The 23,644-nt window shown below is 65.2% G+C and carries 18 protein-coding genes; 8 read left to right on the forward strand and 10 right to left on the reverse strand.

What is annotated here, in order from left to right; translation table 11 throughout:
- The first annotated feature begins 419 nt into the window (after nucleotides 1-419).
- Entirely contained in the window at nucleotides 420-1,214 is a 795-nt protein-coding gene (locus GH664_RS21210) for a thymidylate synthase (protein ID WP_153170112.1), read from the forward strand.
- On the forward strand, nucleotides 1,211-1,720 hold the full coding sequence (locus GH664_RS21215; protein WP_153170113.1) for a dihydrofolate reductase: 510 nt from the start codon (nucleotides 1,211-1,213) through the stop codon (nucleotides 1,718-1,720). Before GH664_RS21210 ends, GH664_RS21215 begins: the two co-directional genes overlap by 4 nt.
- Before the next feature lie 90 nt (nucleotides 1,721-1,810).
- Here GH664_RS21215 and GH664_RS21220 read toward each other — a convergent pair whose 3' ends face one another.
- From GH664_RS21220 to GH664_RS21235, 4 genes are all read right to left on the reverse strand, one after another.
- Nucleotides 1,811-4,057, reverse strand: coding sequence for an arginine/lysine/ornithine decarboxylase (locus GH664_RS21220; protein WP_153170114.1), 2,247 nt, complete (start codon nucleotides 4,055-4,057; stop codon nucleotides 1,811-1,813).
- A 151-nt stretch (nucleotides 4,058-4,208) separates the two neighbouring features.
- Entirely contained in the window at nucleotides 4,209-4,775 is a 567-nt protein-coding gene (gene dcd, locus GH664_RS21225; RefSeq protein ID WP_153170115.1) for a dCTP deaminase, read from the reverse strand.
- A gap of 121 nt (nucleotides 4,776-4,896) precedes the next feature.
- Entirely contained in the window at nucleotides 4,897-5,988 is a 1,092-nt protein-coding gene (gene apbC, locus GH664_RS21230) for an iron-sulfur cluster carrier protein ApbC (protein WP_153170116.1), read from the reverse strand.
- Nucleotides 5,985-6,188: a hypothetical protein gene (locus tag GH664_RS21235; protein ID WP_153170117.1), complete on the reverse strand. Its 204-nt coding sequence runs from the start codon at nucleotides 6,186-6,188 to the stop codon at nucleotides 5,985-5,987. Before GH664_RS21235 ends, apbC begins: the two co-directional genes overlap by 4 nt.
- Here GH664_RS21235 and GH664_RS21240 point away from each other — a divergent pair.
- From GH664_RS21240 to GH664_RS21255, 4 genes are all read left to right on the forward strand, one after another.
- The gene (locus GH664_RS21240) at nucleotides 6,187-6,753 is read left to right on the forward strand and encodes an OmpA family protein (protein WP_153170118.1); all 567 of its coding nucleotides are present in this window, start codon (nucleotides 6,187-6,189) and stop codon (nucleotides 6,751-6,753) included. The genes GH664_RS21235 and GH664_RS21240 overlap by 2 nt on opposite strands.
- Before the next feature lie 92 nt (nucleotides 6,754-6,845).
- Entirely contained in the window at nucleotides 6,846-9,032 is a 2,187-nt protein-coding gene (gene metG, locus GH664_RS21245; RefSeq protein ID WP_153170119.1) for a methionine--tRNA ligase, read from the forward strand.
- A gap of 149 nt (nucleotides 9,033-9,181) precedes the next feature.
- Nucleotides 9,182-10,873 (forward strand): SulP family inorganic anion transporter, encoded by a 1,692-nt coding sequence (locus tag GH664_RS21250; protein ID WP_153170120.1) that lies wholly within the window; start codon nucleotides 9,182-9,184, stop codon nucleotides 10,871-10,873.
- Nucleotides 10,866-11,183 (forward strand): acylphosphatase, encoded by a 318-nt coding sequence (locus tag GH664_RS21255; RefSeq protein WP_153170121.1) that lies wholly within the window; start codon nucleotides 10,866-10,868, stop codon nucleotides 11,181-11,183. The genes GH664_RS21250 and GH664_RS21255 overlap by 8 nt, the downstream gene beginning before the upstream one ends.
- Nucleotides 11,184-11,186: 3 nt before the next feature.
- On the opposite strand, the gene dnaE is transcribed toward GH664_RS21255, so the two are convergent.
- The 4 genes from dnaE to GH664_RS21275 all read right to left on the reverse strand — a co-directional run bounded on the left by dnaE (nucleotide 11,187) and on the right by GH664_RS21275 (nucleotide 19,410).
- A complete protein-coding gene (gene dnaE, locus GH664_RS21260; RefSeq protein ID WP_153170122.1) occupies nucleotides 11,187-14,714 on the reverse strand; it encodes a DNA polymerase III subunit alpha in 3,528 nt (1,175 codons plus the stop codon).
- Nucleotides 14,715-14,798: 84 nt separating this feature from the next.
- A complete protein-coding gene (locus GH664_RS21265; RefSeq protein WP_153170123.1) occupies nucleotides 14,799-15,773 on the reverse strand; it encodes a quinone oxidoreductase in 975 nt (324 codons plus the stop codon).
- A gap of 42 nt (nucleotides 15,774-15,815) precedes the next feature.
- Complete coding sequence (locus GH664_RS21270) at nucleotides 15,816-16,970, reverse strand: phospholipase A (protein ID WP_228111656.1); 1,155 nt, start codon at nucleotides 16,968-16,970, stop codon at nucleotides 15,816-15,818.
- Between the two features lie 142 nt (nucleotides 16,971-17,112).
- The gene (locus GH664_RS21275; protein WP_153170124.1) at nucleotides 17,113-19,410 is read right to left on the reverse strand and encodes an NADP-dependent malic enzyme; all 2,298 of its coding nucleotides are present in this window, start codon (nucleotides 19,408-19,410) and stop codon (nucleotides 17,113-17,115) included.
- A 320-nt stretch (nucleotides 19,411-19,730) separates the two neighbouring features.
- Between GH664_RS21275 and GH664_RS21280 the strand changes: the two genes are divergently transcribed.
- On the forward strand, nucleotides 19,731-20,510 hold the full coding sequence (locus GH664_RS21280; RefSeq protein ID WP_153170125.1) for a ParA family protein: 780 nt from the start codon (nucleotides 19,731-19,733) through the stop codon (nucleotides 20,508-20,510).
- On the opposite strand, the gene GH664_RS21285 is transcribed toward GH664_RS21280, so the two are convergent.
- Nucleotides 20,511-22,724, reverse strand: a complete 2,214-nt coding sequence (locus tag GH664_RS21285; protein WP_153170126.1) for a UvrD-helicase domain-containing protein — start codon at nucleotides 22,722-22,724, stop codon at nucleotides 20,511-20,513.
- 328 nt (nucleotides 22,725-23,052) lie between these two features.
- Here GH664_RS21285 and GH664_RS21290 point away from each other — a divergent pair, with 328 nt between their 5' ends.
- A complete protein-coding gene (locus GH664_RS21290; RefSeq protein ID WP_153170127.1) occupies nucleotides 23,053-23,379 on the forward strand; it encodes a hypothetical protein in 327 nt (108 codons plus the stop codon).
- A gap of 148 nt (nucleotides 23,380-23,527) precedes the next feature.
- Here the strand turns inward: GH664_RS21290 and GH664_RS21295 are convergent.
- On the reverse strand, nucleotides 23,528-23,644 hold a 117-nt coding region (locus tag GH664_RS21295; protein ID WP_194270300.1), incomplete at its 5' end, for a transposase.

The following is a 23,644-nucleotide window of genomic DNA, read 5'->3' on the forward strand; positions in this document are numbered from 1 at the left end:
CGAAACCAAAAGCCGCCGAAACGACTTCGCCGCAACAACCAAGCACCCACACTTATCGGTTGTTCAACTTTTTAAAGAACCGCTGCATCGCTGCAGCAGAGAAACGAAATTATGATCAACTCAGAACTACTCGTCAACCCCCCGCGCCGCGCTTTCTAATCCGGCTCCAACTCCACCAGACCCGCAACACAGACTCCTCGCCTCCCGCTTCCCCCAGCACCGCACCGGCCAAAACCACCGCAGCGCTCAAAGAGGGGCGCATTATAAAGACGATCCGGGGCGAGTCAACACCGATGACGCATCCGCGGAATCAGCACGCACGCTCCCGAAACGGCGGAGGGACATCGCCGCCTTTAGGGGAGGCGAAACTTGCGATCAACACGTCGATGTAGAATCAGGACTTTTGCCGGGCCGAACCCATGAAACAATATCTGGACCTGATGCGGCACGTGCTCGAGCACGGCGACCAGAAGACGGATCGCACCGGGACAGGCACGATTTCCGTTTTCGGATGGCAGATGCGCTTCCGGCTCGGGGACGGCTTTCCCCTGCTGACCACCAAGAAGCTGCATACCCGATCGATCATCCACGAACTTCTGTGGTTCCTGCGGGGCGACACCAACATTCGCTACCTGCACGAGAACAACGTGACGATCTGGGACGAGTGGGCCGATGCGAATGGTGACCTGGGGCCGGTTTACGGCAAGCAATGGCGCCGTTGGGAAGGTGCAAACGGCTCAAAGGTGGACCAGATTGCGCGCCTGATCGAAGGACTGCGCAAGAATCCGGACTCCCGCCGTCACATGGTGTCCGCGTGGAACCCTTCTGAAATCGACAGCATGGCGCTACCTCCCTGCCATGCGCTCTTCCAGTTTTACGTCGCCAATGGCCGACTTTCGTGCCAACTGTATCAGCGCAGCGCCGACATTTTTCTCGGCGTGCCCTTCAATATTGCGTCATACGCACTACTGACGCTGATGATCGCGCAGGTCTGCGACTTCGAGCCCGGCGATTTCATCTGGACAGGAGGTGACTGCCACCTGTACCTGAACCACCTGGAGCAGGCCAGGGAACAGTTGTCGCGCGAACCTCGGCCCTTGCCGAAGATGCGCGTCAATCCAGAGGTGAAGGATCTGTTCGCCTTCTGCTTCGAGGACTTCACGCTCGAGGGGTACGACCCTCATCCGCATATCAAGGCACCGGTGGCGATATGAGCGCGCGACGCCCGGAAGTCATTCTCATCGCGGCAGTTGCAAGAAACGGCGTGATCGGCCGCGACAACGCGCTGCCCTGGCGCCTGAGGGCCGACTTGCAGCATTTCCGCGCTGTCACGCTCGGGCACCCGCTGCTGATGGGCCGCAAGACCTGGGAGTCACTCGGGCGTCCGTTGCCCGGACGACGCAACATGGTCATCAGCCGCAGCTCCGAATTCCGCGCCGAGGGGGCCGAGGTTTTTCCGAGCGCCGATGCCGCCCTTGCCGCCGTCGGCGAACACGAGAAGGTCTTCGTGATCGGCGGCGCGGAGGTGTATCGGCTGATCCTGCCCCTCGCCGACCGGCTGATGCTCACAGAAGTGTGGGCCGACGTGGACGGAGATGCCCACCTCCCCCCGATCGACAACACACAATTCATCGAGGAACGCCGCGAACCCCACGAAGCGGATGCCGACAACGAGCACGATTTCGACTTCGTGGAGTACCGCCGGCAGGGCTCGGCCTGAAGAACCGCGGCTTGGTCAAAAGATGACGAAGGCCGCTGCTGGCGGCCCTTCGTCATTCACCTTCGTCATCGGCAGACGGCGTCGAAAGGCTCAGTTGTCAGCCACGCAATCGACGTGATAGCGGCCGTCCTCGGTCTTCACCAGTCCATGGATGTCCGTCTCGAAGCCGGGGAAGCGCGCATTGAAATCCCGGGCGAAGCGCAGGTAGCGGACGATGGTGGCGTTGAACCGCTCACCAGGAATCAACAGCGGGATTCCCGGCGGATACGGCGTCACCAGCATCGCGGTCACACGGCCTTCCAGGTCGTCGATGCCGACCCGCTCGATCTCGCGATGCGCCATCTTGGCGAAGGCATCGGCCGGTTTCATCGCCGGCACCATGTCCGAAAGATACATCTCGGTCGTCAGGCGTGCGATGTCGTGGGCCTTGTAGAAGCTGTGAATCTGGTCACACAGGTCCTTCAGGCCGACTTTCTCGTAGCGCGGCTGCTTCGCGATGAACTCCGGCATCACCCGCCATAGCGGCTGGTTGCGGTCGTAATCGTCCTTGAACTGCTGCAGCTCGGTCACCATCGTGTTCCAGCGGCCCTTGGTGATGCCGATCGTGAACATGATGAAGAAGGAGTACAGGCCGGTCTTCTCGACGATCACGCCATGCTCGGCCAGGTAGCGGGTGACAATGGCCGCGGGAATACCGTTGTGCTCGGCAAAATCACCATCCATGTTGAGGCCCGGCGTGATGATCGTGGCCTTGATCGGGTCGAGAATGTTGAAGCCCTCGGCCAGATTGCCGAAACCGTGCCAGCGGTCGCCCGCCTTCAGCATCCAGTCCTCGCGCTCGCCGAGGCCCTCCTCGGCAAGGTATTCCGGGCCCCAGACCTGGAACCACCAGTCAGCCTCGCCGAAATCGGCATCGACCTTGCGCATTGCGCGACGGAACTCGACCGCCTCGGAAAGCGACTCGTTGACCAGCGCCGTGCCGCCCGGCGCCTCCATCATCGCCGCGGCGACGTCGCAGGACGCGATGATCGCGTACTGCGGCGAAGTCGAGGTGTGCATCAGGTAGGCTTCGTTGAAGATGTCGCGGTCGAGCTTGCGCGTCTGCGAATCCTGCACGAGGATCTGCGAGGCCTGCGACAGGCCGGCGAGCAGCTTGTGGGTGGACTGCGTAGAGAAGACCATCGACTCGCGGCAGCGCGGACGATCCTCACCGATGGCGTGGTAGTCGCCGTAGAAGTCGTGGAAGGCGGCATGCGGCAGCCAGGCTTCGTCAAAATGCAGCGTATCGATCTCGCCGTCGAGCATTTCCTTGATCGTCTCGACGTTGTAGACGACGCCGTCGTAGGTCGACTGTGTGATCGTCAGGATGCGCGGCTTCTTGTTCCTCGCCTCGCGCGCGAACGGATTCGCCTCGATCTTCTTGCGGATGTTCTCCATCGAGAACTCCTCGATCGGGATCGGCCCGATGATGCCGTAGTGGTTCCGCGTCGGCGTCAGGAACACCGGGATCGCCCCGGTCATGATGATCGAATGGAGGATGGACTTGTGGCAGTTGCGGTCGACGACGACGATGTCGCCCGGTGCCACGGTGGTGTGCCACACCATCTTGTTCGACGTCGATGTTCCGTTGGTGACGAAGTACAGGTGGTCGCAATTGAAGATGCGCGCCGCGTTGCGCTCGCTCGCCGCCACCGGACCGGTGTGGTCGAGCAGTTGGCCCAGTTCCTCGACCGCGTTGCACACGTCGGCACGCAGCATGTTTTCACCGAAGAACTGGTGGAACATCTGACCCACCGGGCTCTTCAGGAAGGCCACGCCGCCCGAGTGCCCCGGGCAGTGCCACGAATACGAGCCGTCGGCGGCATAGTGCGTCAGTGCGCGGAAGAACGGCGGCGGCAGCGACTCGAGGTAGTTCTTCGCCTCACGCACGACGTAACGCGCGATGAACTCCGGCGTGTCCTCGAACATGTGGATGAAGCCGTGCATCTCGCGCAGCACGTCGTTGGGGATGTGACGGGTGGTGCGCGTCTCGCCGTGCAGGAAGATCGGGATCTCCGCGTTGCGGAAGCGGATCTCCTGCACGAAGGCTCGCAGGTCCGCGATCGCCTTGTTGGCGGCCTCTGGCGAGGAGAATTCCTCGTCGTCGATCGACAGGATGAAGGCCGACCCACGGCTCTGCTGCTGCGCGAAGGAAGTCAGGTCGCCGTAACTGGTGACGCCGAGGACCTCGATGCCTTCGTCCTCGATTGCTTTCGCCAGCGCGCGGATCCCCAGGCCGGACGCGTTCTCCGAGCGGAAATCCTCGTCGATGATGATGATGGGGAAATGGAATCGCATCCTGATCTTCTCCAGCGCGGCGCGAGGGGCCAAAACGCGAATGTTACCCCTCGCTGGATTGCCCGCGTGTTACCAAAATTACGGAAGAAATGAACAAGGGGCCGTGCGGCCGGCCCCATGCTTCGTTTGCTGTACGCGTCGGTGATCGACGTCAGATCTTGGGCAACGTGACCCCGGTCTGGCCGAGATACTTGCCGCCGCGGTCGCGGTAGGACGTCTCGCAGACTTCGTCGGACTCGAAGAAGAGCATCTGCGCCACACCCTCGTTGGCGTAGATCTTGGCCGGCAGCGGCGTGGTGTTGGAAAACTCCAGCGTCACATGACCTTCCCACTCTGGCTCGAGCGGCGTCACGTTGACGATGATGCCGCAGCGCGCGTAAGTGCTCTTGCCCAGGCACACCGTCAGAACGCTGCGCGGGATGCGGAAGTATTCGACGGTGCGCGCCAGCGCGAAGGAGTTGGGCGGGATGATGCACACGTCGCCGGTGAAATCGACGAAGTTGCGCGCGTCGAAATCCTTCGGGTCGACGATGGTCGAGTTGATGTTGGTGAAGATCTTGAATTCGTTGGCCACGCGCACGTCGTAGCCATAGCTCGACGTACCGTAGGACACGATGCGGCCGCTGTCGTTGCTGCGCACGAGTTCCGGCGCGAACGGCTCGATCATGCCTTCCTGCTCCGCCATGCGGCGGATCCACTTGTCGGACTTGATGGACATCTGCGCGAATTCCTGTGCGGCCCGTCGGCCAGAGACGAAAAACGCGCTAGTTTAGGCGAAGCGAGGCCGCACGCAAAGGCCACCGCGGGCACCGCGCGATCAACGCGATGCCCGGGCCCGATCAGGTGTTCTGGATGACGATGTTCGGGAACTTGTGCGTCATGTCCTTCGCCTTTTCGGCGATGCGCACCGCCACCTTGCGCGCGATCTGCTTGTAGATGGCGGCGATGCGCCCGTCAGGATCGGACACCACGGTGGGCGCGCCGCCATCGGCCTGCTCGCGGATCTGGATGTCGAGCGGCAGCGCACCGAGGAAGGGAATCTTGTACTCGGCGCACATCTTCTCGCCGCCGCCCTGGCCGAAGATGTGTTCCTCGTGCCCGCAGTTGGAACAGATGTGGATGCTCATGTTCTCCACCACGCCGAGGATCGGCACGCCGACCTTTTCGAACATCTTCAGGCCCTTGCGCGCGTCGAGCAAGGCGATGTCCTGCGGCGTGGTGACGATCACCGCGCCAGTCACCGGCACCGTCTGCGACAGCGTCAACTGGATGTCGCCGGTGCCCGGCGGCATGTCGATCACGAGATAATCCAGATCCGTCCACGCCGTATCCTTCAGCAACTGGTTCAACGCCTGAGTGGCCATCGGGCCGCGCCAGACCATCGGCGTATCCTGCTCGATCAGAAAGCCGATGGACATCGCCTGCAGGCCATAGGCCTGCAACGGCTCCATCGTCTTGCCGTCGTGCGACTCCGGCCGCTGATCGCCAATGCCCAGCATCTGCGGCTGCGACGGTCCATAGATGTCCGCATCCAGGAGGCCGACGCGCGCCCCTTCGGCCGCCAGCGCCAGCGCCAGATTGGCCGCCGTGGTGCTCTTGCCCACGCCCCCCTTGCCCGAAGCCACGGCGATGATGTTGCGCACGCCGGGCAGCAGCTTCACGCCATGCTGCACGGCATGCGCGACGACCTTGCTGCTGACGTTGATATCGACCTTGCCGATGCCCGACAGCTTCGCGAGTGCTTCGGCCAGCAGGGCACGCATCGGCTCGTGCTGACTGCGGGCGGGGTAGCCGAGTTCGACGTCGAAGCGCACATCGGCGCCGCTCACCACCAGATTGCGGATGCAGCGGGACGAAACGAGATCCTTCCCGGTATTCGGGTCGATGACCGACTTGAGCGCTTCGGTTACGGATTCCTGGTTAAGACTCATCGCGTTTTCCTCGATAATCGGGCCGGCCGCACATCGGCGGCGAACGGCAGGATCATACCGGAGGCGTGGGCTTCGCTCATCCGCGCCGCCATCATGGTTTCCCGCGCACGCCGATGTTTGGCGCGCTGCGCCACCGCCCGAACATCCTCCGCCAGGTCGCGACTGCGGCCCTGGCGGCACGCCGCTTCCATTTCCGCCATGAAAATCAAGACCCTCATCTTCCCCGCCCTGCTCGCCTCCGTCCTCGCCGCCTGCGCCACGCCCCCGAGGAACAGTGCCGACGCAGCCTACAACGTCAACTCGGCGCGCACCCAAAGCTCCGCTCCGGCGCCGGACTGGTCGTCGTTGCGCGCCAAGCTCGCCGGCGCGCTGCGCAACGTCGCCAGCATCGAGATCGGCGAGGCGGGCGCCGATGGCCTGCGGCTGCAGATCCCGGTGGCCGACGGATTCGCTTCCGGCAGCGTCGAGGTGCGTACGCCGCTCGCGCACACGCTCGATGCGCTCGCCCCCACCCTTGCGTCGGAGCCCGGCGCGGCGGTGCAGGTCATCGGCCATACCGACAGCCAGGGCAGCGAGATGTACAACTTGCAGTTGTCGATCGCGCGCGCCGAGGCGGTGGCCGAGTACCTGCGCAATCGCGGCATTGCACTCGCGCGGCTGAGCGCGGACGGTCGCGGCGAAGCCGACCCGCTGACGAGCAACGCCACCGAAGCGGGGCGCGCACGCAATCGCCGCGTCGAGATCATCCTGCGACCGATGCCCTGACCCTGCCCGCGGAGGGCCCAAACCGGCTTTGACGCGCGGCACGAGGCCGCGCTTTGCTAAAATTACGTTTTCAGATTCGCGCGCCCCCCAACATGCCCCGCAAGATCCTCGTCACCAACGCCCTGCCCTACGCCAACGGCGACATCCACCTCGGCCACCTCGTGGGCTATATCCAGGCTGACATCTGGGTGCGCTTCCAGCGCATGCGTGGCCACTCGGTGCACTACGTGTGCGCGGACGACACCCATGGCACGCCAGTCATGCTGCGCGCCGAGAAGGAAGGCCTCACGCCAGAGCAGCTCATCGAGCGCGTGCATGGCGAGCACCTGCGCGACTTCACCGCCTTCGGCGTGGCGTTCGACAACTACCACTCCACGCATAGCACCGAGAACCGTTTCTATGCTGAGGACATTTACGGCAAGCTCAAGACCGGCGGCCTGATCGACACGCGCTCGATCGAGCAGTACTACGACCCGGTCAAGGAGATGTTCCTGCCCGACCGCTTCATCAAGGGCGAATGCCCCAAGTGCGGCGCGGCCGACCAGTACGGTGACAACTGCGAGGCCTGCGGCGCGGCCTACGCCCCCACCGAGTTGAAGGACCCCTACTCGGCAGTGTCCGGCGCCAAGCCGGTGCTGAAGACTTCGGAGCACTACTTCTTCCGCCTCTCCGACGAGCGCGCCGTCGCCTTCCTGCGCGAATGGACGCGCGGCACCAACGCCGCCGGCGAGCGCCGCCTGCAGGCGGAGGCTGCCAACAAGATGAAGGAGTGGCTGGGCGAAGAGGGCGAGAACAAGCTCTCTGACTGGGACATCTCGCGCGACGCGCCCTACTTCGGCTTCGAGATCCCCGGCGCGCCGGGCAAGTACTTCTATGTGTGGCTGGATGCGCCCATCGGCTACCTCGCCAGCTTCCGCAACCTGGCCGACAAGCGCGCCGCCGCGGGCGAGGCGATCGTGGTGGAGGACTACACCGACGCCGTCCGCGCCGCCACGGCGGGCACCGAGATGGTGCACTTCATCGGCAAGGACATCCTCTATTTCCACGCCCTGTTCTGGCCGGCGATGCTGAAGTTCGCCGGCTACGCCACGCCGAGCCAGTTGTGCGTGAATGGCTTCCTGACCGTCGACGGCGCCAAGATGAGCAAGAGCCGCGGCACCTTCATCACCGCGCACTCCTACATCGCGCAGAAGCTCAACCCCGAGTGGCTGCGCTACTACTTCGCCGGCAAGTCGAACGGCACCATGGAGGACGTTGACCTCAACCTCGACGACATGATCGCCAAGGTCAATTCGGATCTGGTCGGCAAGTTCGTGAACATCGCCAGCCGCTGCGCGGGCTTCATCGGCAAGCGCTTCGATGGCAGGCTGGGTGAATTCGACGCAACCTTCGAACTGGACTACAAACTGAAGTGGCATTCAGCCTTCAAGACCATCGTCCTCGCCTATGAAGGGCGAGACTACGGACGCGCACTGCGCGAGATCATGCACTTGGCGGACATCGCCAACCAATACGTCAATGACCACAAGCCGTGGGAACTGGCCAAGCAGGAAGGCCAGGAAGCCCGCCTGCACGCGGTGTGCAGCACCGCACTGACCATGTTCCGCGACCTCACCTGCTATCTGAAGCCGGTGCTGCCGGCGCTGGCGGCTCAGGTCGAGTCTTTCCTGGCGATTCCCGCGATACGCTGGCAGGAGCAATGGGCCCCCCTGCCCACCGGCCACACCATCCAGCCATACAGCCACCTGATGACCCGCGTCGAGCGCAAGCAGATCGACGCCCTGCTCGAAGCCAACCGCGAATCGCTCGCTCCGGCTGCAGCCCCCGCAGCCAAGGAGGCGAAAGATGCGAAGGCGGCCAGCTCGCAGCAGCGCCACGCGGAGAAGCAGCAGCATGCGGCGCAGTCTGCAGAAACCGCAGCCGCACACATCTCGATCGACGACTTCACCAAGGTAGAGCTGCGCATTGCCAGGATCGTCAATGCCGAGCACGTCGACGGCGCGGACAAGCTGATCCGGCTGCAGCTCGACATCGGCGAGACGGACGAAGCCGGCGCCGCGAAGCCGCGCCAGGTGTTCGCCGGCATCAAGTCGGCCTACGACCCGGCCAGCCTGGTCGGACGCCTTACGGTGATGGTCGCCAACCTGGCGCCGCGCAAGATGAAGTTCGGCATGAGCGAAGGCATGGTGCTGGCCGCCTCGGACGCCGAGGGCCAAACCGCCGGTCTCTTCCTGCTGTCGCCGGACGCTGGCGCGACGCCCGGCATGCGCGTGAAGTGACGGTCTGATCCCATGCCGCTGACGCCCTCGAAACGCTGGATGGTCCTGCATCACGCGGGACGAGGGCGCCTGTCTCCGTAGTGTCGCCTCGAAGGGGCGACGCGAGAGCTTTACAGCCAGACCTGTTCAAGTTCACCGCGGAGACAGCAATGAGAATTCCTTTCCGTCCCAAGCTCCTGGACACGCTTCCCGGCTATGGCCGGCAGGCGTTGACCAACGACCTGTCAGCCGGCATCACCGTCGGCGTGCTTGCGCTGCCGCTGGCCATGGCGTTCGCAATCGCCAGCGGCATGTCGCCCACCGCCGGCATCTGGACGGCCATCGTCGCCGGCTTGCTGATTTCCCTGCTCGGCGGCTCGCGGGTGCAGATCGGCGGCCCGACGGGCGCCTTCATCCCCATCATCTACGCCATCGTCGCCGACCATGGCGTGCAGAGCCTGCTCATCGCCACGATGATGTCGGGCGTGCTGCTGTTCGCGATGGGCGCGCTGCGGCTGGGCAACATGATTCGCTTCATCCCTCTGTCGGTGGTGATCGGCTTCACTAACGGCATCGCGGTCGTCATCTTCATCTCGCAGATCAAGGATTTCCTTGGTCTGAAGATCGCCAGCCTGCCGGGCGAATTCTTCGCCAAGATGGCGGCCCTGTGGGGTGCCCTGCCGACCATCGACCTGCCCACCGTCGGCGTGGCGGTCGCGTCCCTCGCGGTTCTGCTCGGCTGGAACCGCACGGCGACGAAGATCGCGTGGATGCGGCGGCTGCCCGGCCCCCTCGCGGTGCTGATCATCATGACCGCGGTGAACGCCGTGGTCGCCTTTCCGGTCGATACCATCGGCAGCCGCTTTGGCGGCATCCCGCGCGACCTGCCCGCCATCGGCCTGCCGTCCTTGAGCCTGGGCACCCTGGGCAAACTGATCGTGCCTGCCATCACGATCGCGCTGCTGGGGGCGATCGAATCGCTGCTGTCGGCGCGCGTGGCGGACAGCCTCATCGAGGACCGCCACGACCCCAACCAGGAGCTCATGGCGCAGGGCATCGCCAACCTCGCCGCGCCGCTGTTCGGCGGTTTCGCCGCCACCGGGGCCATTGCCCGCACCGCGACCAACATTCGCACCGGCGGGCGCACGCCTGTCGCCGGCATGGTGCATGCCGGCATCCTGCTGGCCATCGTGCTGGCGCTTGCGCCGCTCGCCAGCAACATCCCGCTCGCCACGCTGTCGGCCATCGTCGTCATCGTGTCGATCAACATGGGCGAATGGCACGCCTTCGCACCGTCGGAACTCGCGCGCTACTCGCTGAACTACCGCACCATCCTGCTCGGCACCTTCTTCGTCACCGTGGTATTCGACCTGACGCTGGCGGTGGAGCTGGGCATGGCGCTATCCAGCCTGTTCTTCATCTACCGCATGTCGGACCTGACGCGCATCGAGCGCATCCCGCTGGAAGACCACTACGGTGTCGAGGCACTGACGCGCGAGGACGGCAGCCCGCGCATCCTGGCCTACGAGATGTTCGGCAGCCTGTTCTTCGGCGCGGCGAACAAGCTCGAGAACCTGCTGCTGATGGAACACGGCCACCCGGATGTGGTCATCCTCGACATGGACAAGGTCATCAACATCGACACCACCGGGCTGGATATCCTGCAGACCTTGCACCGCAACCTGCAGAAGCGCGGCGCCTACCTCATCCTGTGCGGCCTGAACGCGCAGCCCGGATCGCTGGTGGAGCGTTCGGGCTTCGTCGACCAGCTTGGTGAAGGAAACGTGGCCGCCAACCTCACCGACGCCTTGCTGAAGGCGCAGTGGCGCAGCGGCAGGGATCCGGAGGTCGCCTATGCCTGATGGCGACCGTCCCGTCGCCGGCCTGCCCGACGTCGTCGCCCGCCGCCTTGCCATCCACGGCCGCGTCCAGGGCGTGTGGTACCGCGCCAGCGCAAAGGCAGAGGCCCAGCGGCTTGGCTTGCGCGGCTGGGTGCGCAACCGGCTGGACGGCAGTGTCGAGGCGCTCGTCATCGGTCCACCGGACGCCGTGGAGGCCTTCGTGGCGTGGGCCTGCGAAGGCCCGCCCAAGGCCGAGGTCACCCGCATCGACATCACCGTCGAAGTCGTCGAGGAAGCCGTTGCCGGCTTTGAACAGCGGCCGACGGCCTGAGCTTCAGGCTGGATACACAACCTCGACCGACTCAGGCGGCAGCCACGCGCGCAGGCTTTCAAGCAGCGCATCGTCCGGCCGCACGCGCCAGCCGTCGCCGAACGGCAGCTCGGCCTCGGCGGCGGCATTGCGGTAATTGACGCGAATCGGGCAGCCGCCTTCACGGAAGGGTTCGAGCAAGGTCTGCAGCTTGCCCGCCGCTGCTGCCGGCCCGCCACTGGCGCCCACCTCGCCGTTGATACGCAATTGCAGCGCGCGCGCGAAGCGGCTGCGCGCCTCGCCCAGCGTCAGCAGCCGGTCCGCGATGATGCGGAGCCCCCCGGAGAATTCGTCATTGCTGACCTTGGCTTCCACCACCAGCACTTCGTCGGTGACGATCTTGCCGCGGTTCGCCTCGAGCACTTCGGAATACACCGTGACCTCGCGCGGCTGCGTGCCGTCGTCGAGCAGCACGAAGGCCATCTTGCCGCGGTTGCCGACCTTGGTGCGCTGCTCCATCACCACGCCGGCGAGCATGGTGATGTCGCGCGAAGCTTCGAGCTGCGCCAGCGGGCGGCGCACGAAGCGGCGCACTTCGCCCTTGAAGGCGTTGAAGGGATGGCCGGAGAGGAAGAAGCCGATCGCGAGCTTCTCTTCCTTCAGGCGCTCGCGCTCGGTCCATGGCCGGATCTTCGCAAACTCGGGCGCCGCACCGGCGGCCTCGGGCAGCATGTCGAACAGGCCGCCCTGCATCGCGTTGGCCGCCGCCTGCTCGGCGGCTTCCATCGCCAGCGCCACGGTCGCCATCAACTGCGCGCGGTCCAGCCCCTTGTGGCCGTCCAGCGTGTCCGTCGCACCGGCGCGGATCAGCGCCTCGATGACGCGGCGATTGACCATGCGCCGGTCCACCCGCTCGCAGAAATCGAACAGGTCGCGGAAGTTTCCACCCTTCTCCCGCGCAGCGAGGATCGCCCGCACCGCCGGCTCGCCCACGCCCTTCACCGCGCCCAGGCCGTAGCGGATGGTCTTGCGGTCAACCGGCACGAAGCGGTAATCGGATTCGTTCACATCCGGCGGCAGCACCGCGACGCCGTTGGCGACCGTGTCCTCGTATAAGATCTTGACGGTGTCGGTGTTGTCGAGGTCCGACGACATCGTCGCCGCCATGAAGGCCGCGCAGTGGTGCGCCTTCAGCCAGGCGGTGTGGTAGGTGACGACCGCATAGGCTGCGGTGTGCGACTTGTTGAAGCCGTACTCCGCGAATTTGGTCATCAGGTCGAAGAGCTGCTCGGCCAGCGCCGGATCGTAGCCCTTCTGCTTCGCGCCGTCGGCGATGGTGGCGCGGTGCTTGGCCATCTCGTCGGCTTTCTTCTTGCCCATCGCGCGGCGCAGCATGTCGGCGCCGCCCAGGGTGTAGCCGCCGATGATCTGCGAGATCTGCATCACCTGTTCCTGATACACGATCACGCCGTAGGTCGGCTCCAGGCAGGCTTTCAGGTCGGGGTGGAAGTAGTCGATCTCCTGCTGGCCCTTCTTGCGCAGGATGAAGTCGTCCACCATGCCCGAGCCGAGCGGCCCGGGGCGGTACAGCGCGAGCACCGCGATGATGTCCTCGAAGCGGTCGGGCGCGAGCTTTTTCAGCAGCTTCTTCATGCCGTCCGATTCGACCTGGAAGATCGCCGTGGTGTTCGCGTCCTTCAGGATCTGGTAGGCGGCGGGGTCCTCGAAGCCGAGGCTCATCAAGTCGATACGCTCACCTTCGAGGCGCTGCACGTAGTCGAGCGCGAGCTCGATGATGGTGAGGTTGCGTAGCCCCAGGAAGTCGAACTTCACCAGACCGACGGCTTCCACGTCGTCCTTGTCGAACTGCGACACCGGCGTGGCGTCGTCACCGTCGGCGATGTAGAGCGGACAGAAGTCGGTGAGCTTGCCCGGCGCGATCAGCACGCCGCCGGCGTGCATGCCAACGTTGCGGGAGAGACCCTCCAGCGGCTGCGCCAGGCTCCACAGGTCCCGCACCGACTCGCCGTCATTGCCATCGGCCATCATCTCGCCGATCTGCGGCTCCATCTCGTAGGCCTTGGCGAGCGACACCGGCTTGGCGCCTTCGATCGGGATCAGCTTGGACAGGCGGTCGCACAGGCCATAGGGCAGATCGAGCACGCGGCCGACGTCGCGCACCACCGCCTTCGAGGCCATGGTGCCGAAGGTGGCAATCTGGCTCACCGCGTCCTTGCCGTAGCGCTCGCGCACGTACTCGATGACGCGGTAGCGGTTGTCCTGGCAGAAGTCGATGTCGAAGTCGGGCATCGACACCCGCTCCGGGTTCAGGAAGCGCTCGAACAGCAGCGCGTATTCCAGCGGATCGAGGTCGGTGATCTCCAGCGAATACGCCACCAGCGAACCCGCGCCGGAACCGCGGCCCGGACCTACCGGCACGCCATTGCGCTTCCCCCAGCGGATGAAGTCCGCCACGATCAGGAAGTAGCCCGGGAATCCCATCTGGATGATGGTGTCGGTCTCGAATTTCAGCCGTTCCTCGTAGCGCGGACGCTGTTTCTCGCGCTCGTCGGGGTGCGGGTAGAGCTGTGCGAGGCGCTTCTCCAGCCCGGCCTTCGCCTCCGCCACCAGGTAGTCGTCCAGCGTCATGCCTTCGGGCGTCGGGAACAGCGGCAGGAAGTTCTTGCCGAGCTGCACCGTCAGCGAGCAGCGGCGCGCGATCTCGACCGCGTTCTCCAGCGCCTCGGGGATGTCGGCGAAGAGCTCGCACATCTCTGCCTGGCTCTTGAGGTACTGCTCCTCGGTGAAATCGCGCGGCCGGCGCTTGTCGGCGAGCACGTAGCCCTGCGCGATGCACACCCGCGCCTCGTGGGCCTTGAAGTCTTCGCGCTTGAGGAACTGCACCGGGTGCGTCGCCACCACCGGCAGGCCGAGACGCCCGGCGATGTCCAGCGCGTGGCGGATGTAGCTCTCGGTGCCGGGATGACCCGCACGCTGGATCTCGATGTAGAACGCGTCCGGAAACAGCCGCGCCCAGTCGGCGGCGAGCTGGCCGGCGAGCTCGACATTACCCGCGGCGATCGCGGCGCCGATGTCGCCGCTCATCGCGCCCGACAGGCACAGCAACTCGCTCGCGGCGCCGTCTTCGAACCACTCGCGGCGCATCTCGGCGCGGCCGCGGTACTTGTTGTCGAGGTAGGCCCGCGTCAGCAGCTCGCACAACTGGCCATAGCCCGCGCGGTTCCTGCAGATCAGCAGCACCCGGTGGGGCTTGTCGCGCTCGGCCTCGTTCTGGATCCAGGCGTCGACGCCGATGACCGGCTTCACCCCGGCGCCGCGCGCGCCCTTGTAGAACTTGACCATGCCGAACAGGTTGGCGAGGTCGGCGATGCCGAGCGCCGGCATACCGTCGGCGGCGGCTGCAGAGATGGCCTGGTCGATCTGGACGATGCCGTCGGTGATCGAGTATTCGGAATGGAGGCGGAGGTGAACGAAGCGCGGGGCGCTGGGCACGAGACGCGGCTCGGCCGCGGATGGGGCTGCTGGATTCATGATGTGGATTTTACCCGAGCGCTGCTCCCTTGCCCTCGGCAACACCCTCGCGCCCGTCGGACGCGAGGGCCTTCGCTGCCGAGGTCAGGGCAGCAGCACGGTGGAGCCGATCGTGCGGCGCGCCTCGAGGTCGATATGGGCCTGCGCGGCATCGCGCAGCGGATAGCACTGCCCGATCTCGATCTTCACCTTGCCTGCGGCGACGACATCGAACAGTTCGGCCGCCATCGCCAGCAGGTCCTCGCGCTTCGCGGCGTAGGTGAACAGCGTCGGACGCGTCAGGTACAGCGAGCCCATGCGCGCCAGGACACCGATGTCCACCGGCGGCACCGCACCCGAGGCGTTGCCGAAACTCACCATGAGGCCGAGCGGGCGCAGGCAGGCGAGCGAATCCATGAAGGTGTCCTTGCCGATGGAATCGTACACCACTGGCACGCCCGCGCCACCGGTGATCTCGCGCACCCGCTCGGCGAAATTCTCTCGCGTGTAGATGATCGCATGGTCGCAACCGTGCGCGCAGGCGATGTCTGCCTTGTGCTCCGAGCTGACGGTGCCGATCACGGTGGCCCCCAGCGCCTTCGCCCACTGGCAGACGATGGTTCCCACGCCGCCGGCCGCGGCGTGGATCAGGATTGCGTCCCCCGGCTGCACGCGGTAGGTGCGACGCAGCAGGTATTGCGCGGTGAGGCCCTGCATCATCACCGCCGCGCCCTGCTCGAAGGAGATGGCATCGGGCAGCGGCACGAGGATGGAAGCCGCGACGTTTCGCACTTCGGTGTAGGCGCCGAGCGGAGAGGTCGCGTAGGCGACCCTGTCTCCGACCTTCACTTCGGTGACACCCGCGCCCACCGCCTCGACCACGCCGGCTGCCTCCTGGCCGAGACCGGATGGCAGCGGCACCGGATAGAGGCCGCTGCGGTGATAAGTGTCGATGTAGTTGAGGCCGACCGCGTGATGGCGCACGCGTGCCTCGCCGGCATTGGGCTGCGGCACCTCGACGCTATCCCACTGCAGCACTTCGGGGCCGCCGGTGCGATGGATACGGATGGCATGGGGCATGAATTTCTCCTTGTGAGCGACGTCCACTCAAGTGATGGGGACCTAGCGGACGAGCGAAAAACCGAGCCGCAATTGCGAGGAACGCGGCGCCTTGTAGTCGAGCAGGGTTTCGCCGTAACCGTTGAAGTATTGCAGATGCAGGAACGCGCCGACACCCGAGAACACGCTCTGGCGCAAGGGATACGACAGGTCGAACTGGGTGCTGTTCTTGTCCTCGGTTCCGCGGCGCAGCAGCGTCGTCAGCATCAGCCCGTCGTCCCGCCCCAGGCGCATGCCGAGCTCGCCGTAGCCGCGGTAGCTGGCGATGTCGGGGTTGTCCTTCTTGTCGAGGTAGGTCCAAACCTTGGGCGCGATGCCGAGATAGGTGCGGCCGTCGCCAAGATCGAAGTAGTAGCGCGCTTCTGCGCGCAGGAACAGCGTGTCGATGCTGCGCGAATTGGCACCGTCCCTGCCGTTCGATTCGTGCTCGTAGCCGCCGGAGAGCGACACCCACCCGCCGCCTTCCGGGTTGGACAACATCCAGCGGTAGAACAGCGAGGGCCGGAAGCTCGTGTCGCGGAAAGGCTTGGAATCCGAAGACAGATCCCACAAGGAAGTCTGGGTGAAGCCGAAATACAGGCCGCGCGCCACCGGGAAGGTCTCGGCGACCACGCCCTGGTCATCGAAGATGCGGTAACGGAAGCTGAACTGGAAGCGCGCCGAGCGCGGGTCGTGGCCACCGACGAGGAAGTACATCGGCTCATTGAAGCCCAGCGCGCTGGGCTGCGCCGCCTCGGACGAGGCGCCCTGACGGGCGACAGGCGCCATCGGGTCGAGCGTGCCGGCCTGGGCGGTGGTCGTCGGCGTGCGGCTGGCGGCGCCGGCGTCGACGAGCATGCGCGCCGACGGCGCCTCGGTCAGCGTCAGCGTAGCGACACCGATCACCTCGCGCGGCCACTGCCCTGCATAGCGGCGCTGGCCGGATTCGGCCGGCCCGACAGCGACGAGTTCCAGCGCGATGCGCGGCCCGCCATCGGGTAGTTCCACCTGCGCCGGCAGGCGCTCGGGCAGCGGTGCACCGCCGGGCAGGCCGACGACGATCACCGAAAACGCTTCGCCGGGCGCCACGCGCGGGTCCGGAGAAGCAAGCAACCAGCCTGCGGCCGCCGCGGGCAAAGGCAGGGTGAGCGCACCGGCGAGCAGGACGCCCCGCGCCATTGCATGCATCCGCCGTCGATGGACCCGTCGATGGACCATTTGGAAGCCTCCAGAAAAAACAGCCGCTATCGTAGCGGCTGTTCCTGGCGCGAAACGTGAAACTTCCTTTCAGCAGCCCCTCCTTGCCGAGGCGACAAGGGCATCAGCGCGAAGCCGCGCCGCGCCCCTCGCTGGCATCGACCACCGCCAGCGCGGTGATGTTGACCAGCCGGCGCACCGTCGCCGATGGCGTGAGGATGTGAACCGGCTGCGCCGCGCCCAGCAGCATGGGGCCGACCGTCACGCCATCGCCGTTGGCCACCTTCATCAGGTTGAACGAGATGTTCGCCGCATCGAGGTTCGGCATGACCAGCAGGTTGGCCTCGCCGCTGAGGGTCGTCTCCGGATTCACCTGCGAGCGGATATCGGGCGACAGTGCGGCGTCACCGTGCATCTCACCGTCGGACACGATATCCGGTGCGATGCGCCGCAGGATGGCGCTGGCCTCGCGCATCTTTCGCGCCGAGGCGGAAGCCGAGCTGCCGAAGTTTGAGTGCGACAGCAGCGCGACGCGCGGCTCGATACCAAAGCGGCGCAATTCCTCCGCCGCCATGCGCGCGATCTCGGCCACTTCCTCCGCGCTCGGATTCTCGTTCACATAGGTGTCGGTGACGACCAGCATGCGCTTGGACAGCAGCAGCATGTTCATCGCGGCGAACAGCTTGGCGCCCGGCTTCAGGCCGATCACGTTGCGCACCTGACGCAAGTGGTATTCGTAGGTACCGAAGGTACCGCACACCAGCGCGTCGGCATCGCCACGGCGCAGCAGCATGGCGCCGATCAGCGTGGTGTCGCGTCGCATCTTGGCCTTGGCCAGCTCGGGCGTGACGCCGTCGCGGCACATCATGCGGTGATACTCGCCCCACAGCTCGCGGTAGCGTGGATCGGACTCGGGATTGACGATGTCGAAGTCGCGTTCGGGCACCAGCGTGAGACCGATCTTCTTGATTCGCATCTCGATGACGCTCGGGCGGCCGATCAGGATGGGGCGCGCCAGGCCTTCGTCGATCGCCACGCGCGCGGCGTGCAGCACACGCTCATCCTCGCCTTCCGCGTAGATCACGCGCTTCTGGCCGTCGGGCACGCGCTTGGCAGCCGCGAACACCGGCTTCATGACGATGCCGGACTGGTAGACGAAGTTGTTGAGGCTGCTGACGTAGGCGTCGAAATCCTGGATCGGCTCGGTCGCCACGCCGGAGTCCATCGCCGCTTTCGCCACCGCCGGTGCGATCTTCACGATCAGGCGCGGGTCGAAGGGCTTGGGGATGATGTACTCGGGGCCGAAGCTGAGGTCGGCGCCACCATAGGCCGAGGCGACGATGTCGCTCTGCTCGGCCTGCGCCAGCTCGGCGATCGCCTTCACGCAAGCAAGCTTCATCTCCTCGTTGATCGTCGTCGCGCCGACGTCGAGTGCGCCGCGGAAGATGAACGGGAAGCACAGCACGTTGTTGACCTGGTTCGGAAAGTCCGAACGGCCGGTGGCGATGATGCAGTCCGGGCGCACCGCCTTGGCGTCGGCCGGCAGGATCTCAGGGTTCGGATTGGCGAGCGCGAAGATCAGCGGCTTGTCGGCCATCTTCGCCACCATCTCGGGCTTGAGCACGCCGGCGGTCGACAGGCCGAGGAAGACGTCGGCGCCCTCGATCACGTCGGCCAGCGTGCGACCGGCGGTGCGCTGGGCATAGCGTGCCTTGGTCGGCTCCATGTTGGACTCGCGGCCTTCGTAGATCACGCCCTTGGAATCGCACACGAAGACGTTTTCGCGCTTGAGACCGACGCTCACCATCATGTCCAGGCACGCAATGGCCGCCGCGCCGGCGCCGGAGCACACCAGCTTGACCTTGTCGATGTCCTTGCCGACAACCTTCAGGCCGTTGATCAGGCCGGCCGCCGAGATGATCGCAGTGCCGTGCTGGTCGTCGTGGAACACCGGGATTTTCATGCGCTCGCGCAGCTTCTTCTCGATGTAGAAGCACTCGGGCGCCTTGATGTCCTCGAGGTTGATCCCACCGAGCGTGGGCTCGAGCGAGGCGATGATCTCGATCAGCTTGTCGGGGTCGTTCTCGGCGATCTCGATGTCGAACACATCGATATTGGCGAACTTCTTGAACAGGCAACCCTTGCCTTCCATCACCGGCTTGGCCGCCAGCGGGCCGATGTTGCCCAGGCCCAGCACCGCGGTGCCGTTGGTGACCACCGCAACGAGGTTGCCGCGGCTGGTGAATTCGCGCGCCTGCGTCGGCTCCTCGACGATGGCGTCGCAGGCGGCAGCCACGCCGGGCGAATAGGCCAGGGCAAGGTCGCGCTGGTTGGTGAGGCTCTTGGTCGGGACGACCGAAATCTTGCCGCGCGTCGGCGAACGGTGATAGTCCAGCGCAGCGGCGATGAAATCCTGATCCATGTGTTCTCCCCTCTTGGAACGGTGAGGTATGTTGGTTGTTGTCGGTTGCGAATGCAGATGGCGCGACGGAGCGCGGCGACTGCGGCGTGACCGCGACCGGACCGCCCCGGGGCATTGCCTGGCTGCTGGACGGAATCCGGCGCGAATGGATTCGCCCATCCGCGAGAGTGACGCCGGCGGAGTTTAGCGCAGCGCACGGGCATTTGTCAGAGCGCGCCGCTGATGCGCGGAAGCGCGTTTCACCCGTTGCAAAGTCGGGAAAACCCCGATCACGCCGCGTTTTTGGCAGAATGCCGGCCACCGAACAGAGGGGATCGAAAATGCGGCGAGTGGTGTTCAATCAGAAAGGCGGGGTGGGCAAATCCACCATCACCTGCAACCTGGCGGCAATCAGCGCGCACCAGGGGAAGCGCACGCTGGTGGTGGACCTCGATCCGCAGGGCAATTCGACGCAATACCTGCTCGGCGCGGGCAGCGACGAACTGGACACGACGCTGGCCGACTTCTTCGATCAGACGCTGAACTTCCGCCTGAATCCGCGCGCCACGGCCGATTTCATCGTCGCCACCCCCTTCGAAGGCCTGCACGTGATGCCCTCGCACCCGCAGCTCGAGGAGCTGCAGGGCAAGCTGGAGTCGCGCTACAAGATCTACAAGCTGCGCGATGCGTTGAACGAGCTTGCCGACGACTACGACGTGGTGTTCATCGACACTCCGCCGGCGCTGAACTTCTACACCCGCTCGGCGCTGATCGCCGCCGACACCTGCCTGATTCCGTTCGACTGCGACGAATTCTCCCGCCGCGCGCTGTATTCACTGCTGGAGAACGTGCAGGAGATCAAGTCCGACCACAACCGCCACCTCGAAGTGGAAGGCATCGTGGTGAACCAGTTCCAGCCACGCGCCAGCCTGCCGGCCAAGGTAGTGCAGGAGCTGGTCGCCGAAGGCCTGCCCGTGCTGGAGCCCTACCTGTCGGCGTCGGTGAAGGTCAAGGAATCACATGAGCAGGCGAAACCCATGATCCACCTCGACCCCAAGCACAAGCTGTCGCAGGAATTCGTCGCGCTGCACGACACGCTGGCGCGCAAGTACGGGGCGTGATCAGGCCGCTTCCAGCTTCGCCACCGCCAGCAACAGCCACTTCACCCCGGCCGGCCCGAAGTTGATCTGCACCTTGGCATCCGACCCGCTCCCCTCGGCGGCCACGATCACCCCCTGGCCGAACTTTGCATGGCTCACCGACTGCCCGATGCGCAGGCCGTTGGGCAGTTGAGCGAAGGCGGGACGCGGCGCACGCTGCACCGCGGGCGCGGTTGAAGGCTTGAAATAACCGCCCCCCATGCCGCCCATCGCCCCGCCCGCCGCCGAGCGCGGATTGGGCGGCGTGAGCCACTTCGTCAGCTCGGACGGGATCTCTTCAAGGAAGCGCGAACGCAGGTTATAGCGCGTCTGGCCATGCAGCATGCGGCTCTGCGCGAAGGACAGGTACAGCCGCTCGCGCGCCCGCGTCACCGCCACATACATCAGCCGGCGCTCCTCCTCCAGTCCGTCGGTCTCGAGGATGCTGTTCTCGTGCGGAAACAGCCCCTCCTCGAGCCCGGACAGGAACACCACGTTGAACTCCAGGCCCTTGGCCGAATGCACCGTCATCAACTGCACCGCATCCGCCCCCTGGTCGGCCTGGTGGTCACCTGCCTCCAACGAAGCGTGGGCGAGGAAATCAGCCAGCAGCGGGTGCGGCTGCGCGAGGGCCTCCTCGTCAGCCTGGGATTCGGCGACGAAGTTGGCCGCGGCATTCAGGAGCTCGTCCAGGTTTTCCAGCCGCTCGCGGCCCTCCTTTTCCGCCTTGTAGTGCGCCCGCAGGCCACTCAAGTCCAGCACGTGGTCGACCAGCTCGGGCAGCGGCAGCCGCGCGGTGTCGCGGCGCATATCCTCCACCAGGCGCACGAACTGGCCCAGCGAGGTGCCCGCCTTGCCGGTGAGATGGGGCACCGTGGCGTAGAGGCTGGTGTTGTATGTCCGCGCGGCATCACTGAGCACCTCTAGCGAGCGCGCGCCGATGCCGCGCGTCGGGAAGTTGACCACCCGGGCGAAGGCGGTGTCGTCGTCCGGATTGGCGATCAGGCGCAGATAGGCCAGCGCATGCTTGATCTCCTGCCGCTCGAAGAAGCGCAGCCCGCCATAGACGCGGTACGGGATACCGGCCGAGAAGAGCTGGTGCTCGAGCACGCGCGACTGCGCGTTGGAGCGGTACAGCAGCGCGATTTCCGCGCGCAGCCCACCTTCGCGCACCAGCGACTGCACCTCGTCGACGATCCAGCGCGCCTCGTCGCCGTCGGAGAAGGCCTCGAAGACGCGGATGGGTTCGCCCGCGCCCTGATCGGTCCACAGGTTCTTGCCGAGGCGGTTGGTGTTGTGGCGGATGATGGCGTTGGCTGCGTCCAGGATGTTGCTGCGTGAACGGTAGTTCTGCTCCAGGCGGATCACGTTGGCGACGCGGAACTCGCGCTCGAAGTCGCGCATGTTGCCCACCTCGGCGCCGCGGAAGCGGTAGATGCTCTGGTCGTCGTCACCGACGCAGAACATCGCGGCCCCGCCCTCTCGCCCCTCATCGGCGAACAGGCGCAGCCAACGGTATTGCAGGCGGTTGGTGTCCTGGAACTCGTCCACCAGTATGTGGCGGAAGCGGCGCTGGTAGTGGCGACGGATCGGTTCGTTGCGCTCGAGCAGCTCGTAGCTGCGCAGCAGCAGCTCGGCGAAGTCCACCACCCCTTCGCGCTGGCACTGGGCTTCGTACTCCTGATAGAGCTGCACGCGCTGGCGGGTGTAGTCGTCCCATGCCTCGACCGCCTGCGGCCGGTTACCGGCTTCCTTCTGGCCGTTGATGAAATGCTGCAGTTCGCGCGGCGGAAATTTCTCGTCATCGACATTCAGCGTCTTCAGCAGGCGCTTGATCGCCGCCAGTTGATCGGCTGAATCGAGGATCTGGAACAGCTGCGGCAGCCCGGCATCGCGGTGGTGCGCGCGCAGCAGGCGATTGGCGAGGCCGTGAAAGGTGCCGACCCACATGCCGCGCGTGCTCACCGGCAGCATGGCGGACAGCCGCGCGAGCATTTCCTTTGCCGCCTTGTTGGTGAAGGTCACCGCCAGAATGCCGGCCGGATCGACCTGGCCGGACTGGATCAGCCAGGCGATGCGCGTGGTCAACACGCGGGTCTTGCCGGACCCGGCGCCGGCCAGGATCAGCGCGTGCTGCGGCGGCAGTGTCACGGCCTGCAGTTGTTCGGGGTTCAGGTTGGCGAGCAGGTTCGACATTGGCTTTCCTTGTTTGGCGTCATTGTAAACCGGTAGCGCAGGTGACCCCAGGCCAAAGAAATAGTAGAATTGTTGTACTAATGTTGCACTGCAGAAATCTGCTATTGAATTTCGAGAATTTCTGCATTAAGGTTCGTCTTGTGCATCGCAGCATTTTGCGAAGCAGGGGTGACCCGGGTCACGGGCAGGCGGACAAAGGCCACGTAGAATCAATGACGTAACGAAGCTGCGGCGACCATTTCGCTGCACGCTTCCGGCACTGTGGGGCGGCCCCAGAAGGCGCGCTCGGAATCGCGGCTTGTGACATTCAACCCGAGGAATACTGACAATGAAGACACCGAAACTGCTTCCCTGGTACGCCCGCAAGGCAGGGGTATCGATCGAACGCGCAGAGGCGATCTGGCGCAAGGCCGTGCGCGAGGCCACCGAAGAAACCGGCTGGGTCGGCAACTCCGAATACTGGGGCGCCGCAATGAGCCACTTCCAGCGCCTGCTCGAAGAAGACAAGGCGACGCTGTGCGCGCCGCGCGTGACGCCGCTGGTGCAGAGCCAGCGCCGCATGCTGCGCCTGCCGCTGATCGCCCTCGAGGATTTCGTCACCGCCATGCGTGCGAACTGGCTGCGCACCAACGGCTTTCCGCGCAAGGCTGCCTGACGACGCATCCGCGCCACGTCGGCTCGTTGCCGCGTGGCACCCAGCATGAACGTCCCTCGTCCCTGCGACGGGGGCACAACCGGCTCCCTCCCTCTCCTTCAGTGGAGATTCGGCATCCCGCACTCGTGCGGGGTGCCATTTTTTTGGTTCATCGCACCTTTCCGGGGAAGGCGGCCTTGATCTTCAGGAAGAAATAGGTTGAGTCGCGGAATCCGTAGGCCATGCGTTTGATGACCTTGATGCGGTTGTTGACGCCCTCGAGGAC

The organism is Thauera sp. 2A1, assembly GCF_009469595.2.
Taxonomy (GTDB): Bacteria; Pseudomonadota; Gammaproteobacteria; order Burkholderiales; family Rhodocyclaceae; genus Thauera.

What these genes read in the sequence shown, in the direction of transcription:
- GH664_RS21210 (WP_153170112.1), top strand. Translation starts at nt 420, where the DNA reads ATGAAACAATATCTGGACCTGATGCGGCACGTGCTCGAGCACGGCGAC.
- GH664_RS21215 (WP_153170113.1), top strand. Translation starts at nt 1,211, where the DNA reads ATGAGCGCGCGACGCCCGGAAGTCATTCTCATCGCGGCAGTTGCAAGA.
- GH664_RS21220 (WP_153170114.1), bottom strand. Translation starts at nt 4,057, where the DNA reads ATGCGATTCCATTTCCCCATCATCATCATCGACGAGGATTTCCGCTCG.
- dcd (WP_153170115.1), bottom strand. Translation starts at nt 4,775, where the DNA reads ATGTCCATCAAGTCCGACAAGTGGATCCGCCGCATGGCGGAGCAGGAA.
- apbC (WP_153170116.1), bottom strand. Translation starts at nt 5,988, where the DNA reads ATGAGTCTTAACCAGGAATCCGTAACCGAAGCGCTCAAGTCGGTCATC.
- GH664_RS21240 (WP_153170118.1), top strand. Translation starts at nt 6,187, where the DNA reads ATGAAAATCAAGACCCTCATCTTCCCCGCCCTGCTCGCCTCCGTCCTC.
- GH664_RS21235 (WP_153170117.1), bottom strand. Translation starts at nt 6,188, where the DNA reads ATGGCGGAAATGGAAGCGGCGTGCCGCCAGGGCCGCAGTCGCGACCTG.
- metG (WP_153170119.1), top strand. Translation starts at nt 6,846, where the DNA reads ATGCCCCGCAAGATCCTCGTCACCAACGCCCTGCCCTACGCCAACGGC.
- GH664_RS21250 (WP_153170120.1), top strand. Translation starts at nt 9,182, where the DNA reads ATGAGAATTCCTTTCCGTCCCAAGCTCCTGGACACGCTTCCCGGCTAT.
- GH664_RS21255 (WP_153170121.1), top strand. Translation starts at nt 10,866, where the DNA reads ATGCCTGATGGCGACCGTCCCGTCGCCGGCCTGCCCGACGTCGTCGCC.
- dnaE (WP_153170122.1), bottom strand. Translation starts at nt 14,714, where the DNA reads ATGAATCCAGCAGCCCCATCCGCGGCCGAGCCGCGTCTCGTGCCCAGC.
- GH664_RS21265 (WP_153170123.1), bottom strand. Translation starts at nt 15,773, where the DNA reads ATGCCCCATGCCATCCGTATCCATCGCACCGGCGGCCCCGAAGTGCTG.
- GH664_RS21270 (WP_228111656.1), bottom strand. Translation starts at nt 16,970, where the DNA reads ATGGCGCGGGGCGTCCTGCTCGCCGGTGCGCTCACCCTGCCTTTGCCC.
- GH664_RS21275 (WP_153170124.1), bottom strand. Translation starts at nt 19,410, where the DNA reads ATGGATCAGGATTTCATCGCCGCTGCGCTGGACTATCACCGTTCGCCG.
- GH664_RS21280 (WP_153170125.1), top strand. Translation starts at nt 19,731, where the DNA reads ATGCGGCGAGTGGTGTTCAATCAGAAAGGCGGGGTGGGCAAATCCACC.
- GH664_RS21285 (WP_153170126.1), bottom strand. Translation starts at nt 22,724, where the DNA reads ATGTCGAACCTGCTCGCCAACCTGAACCCCGAACAACTGCAGGCCGTG.
- GH664_RS21290 (WP_153170127.1), top strand. Translation starts at nt 23,053, where the DNA reads ATGAAGACACCGAAACTGCTTCCCTGGTACGCCCGCAAGGCAGGGGTA.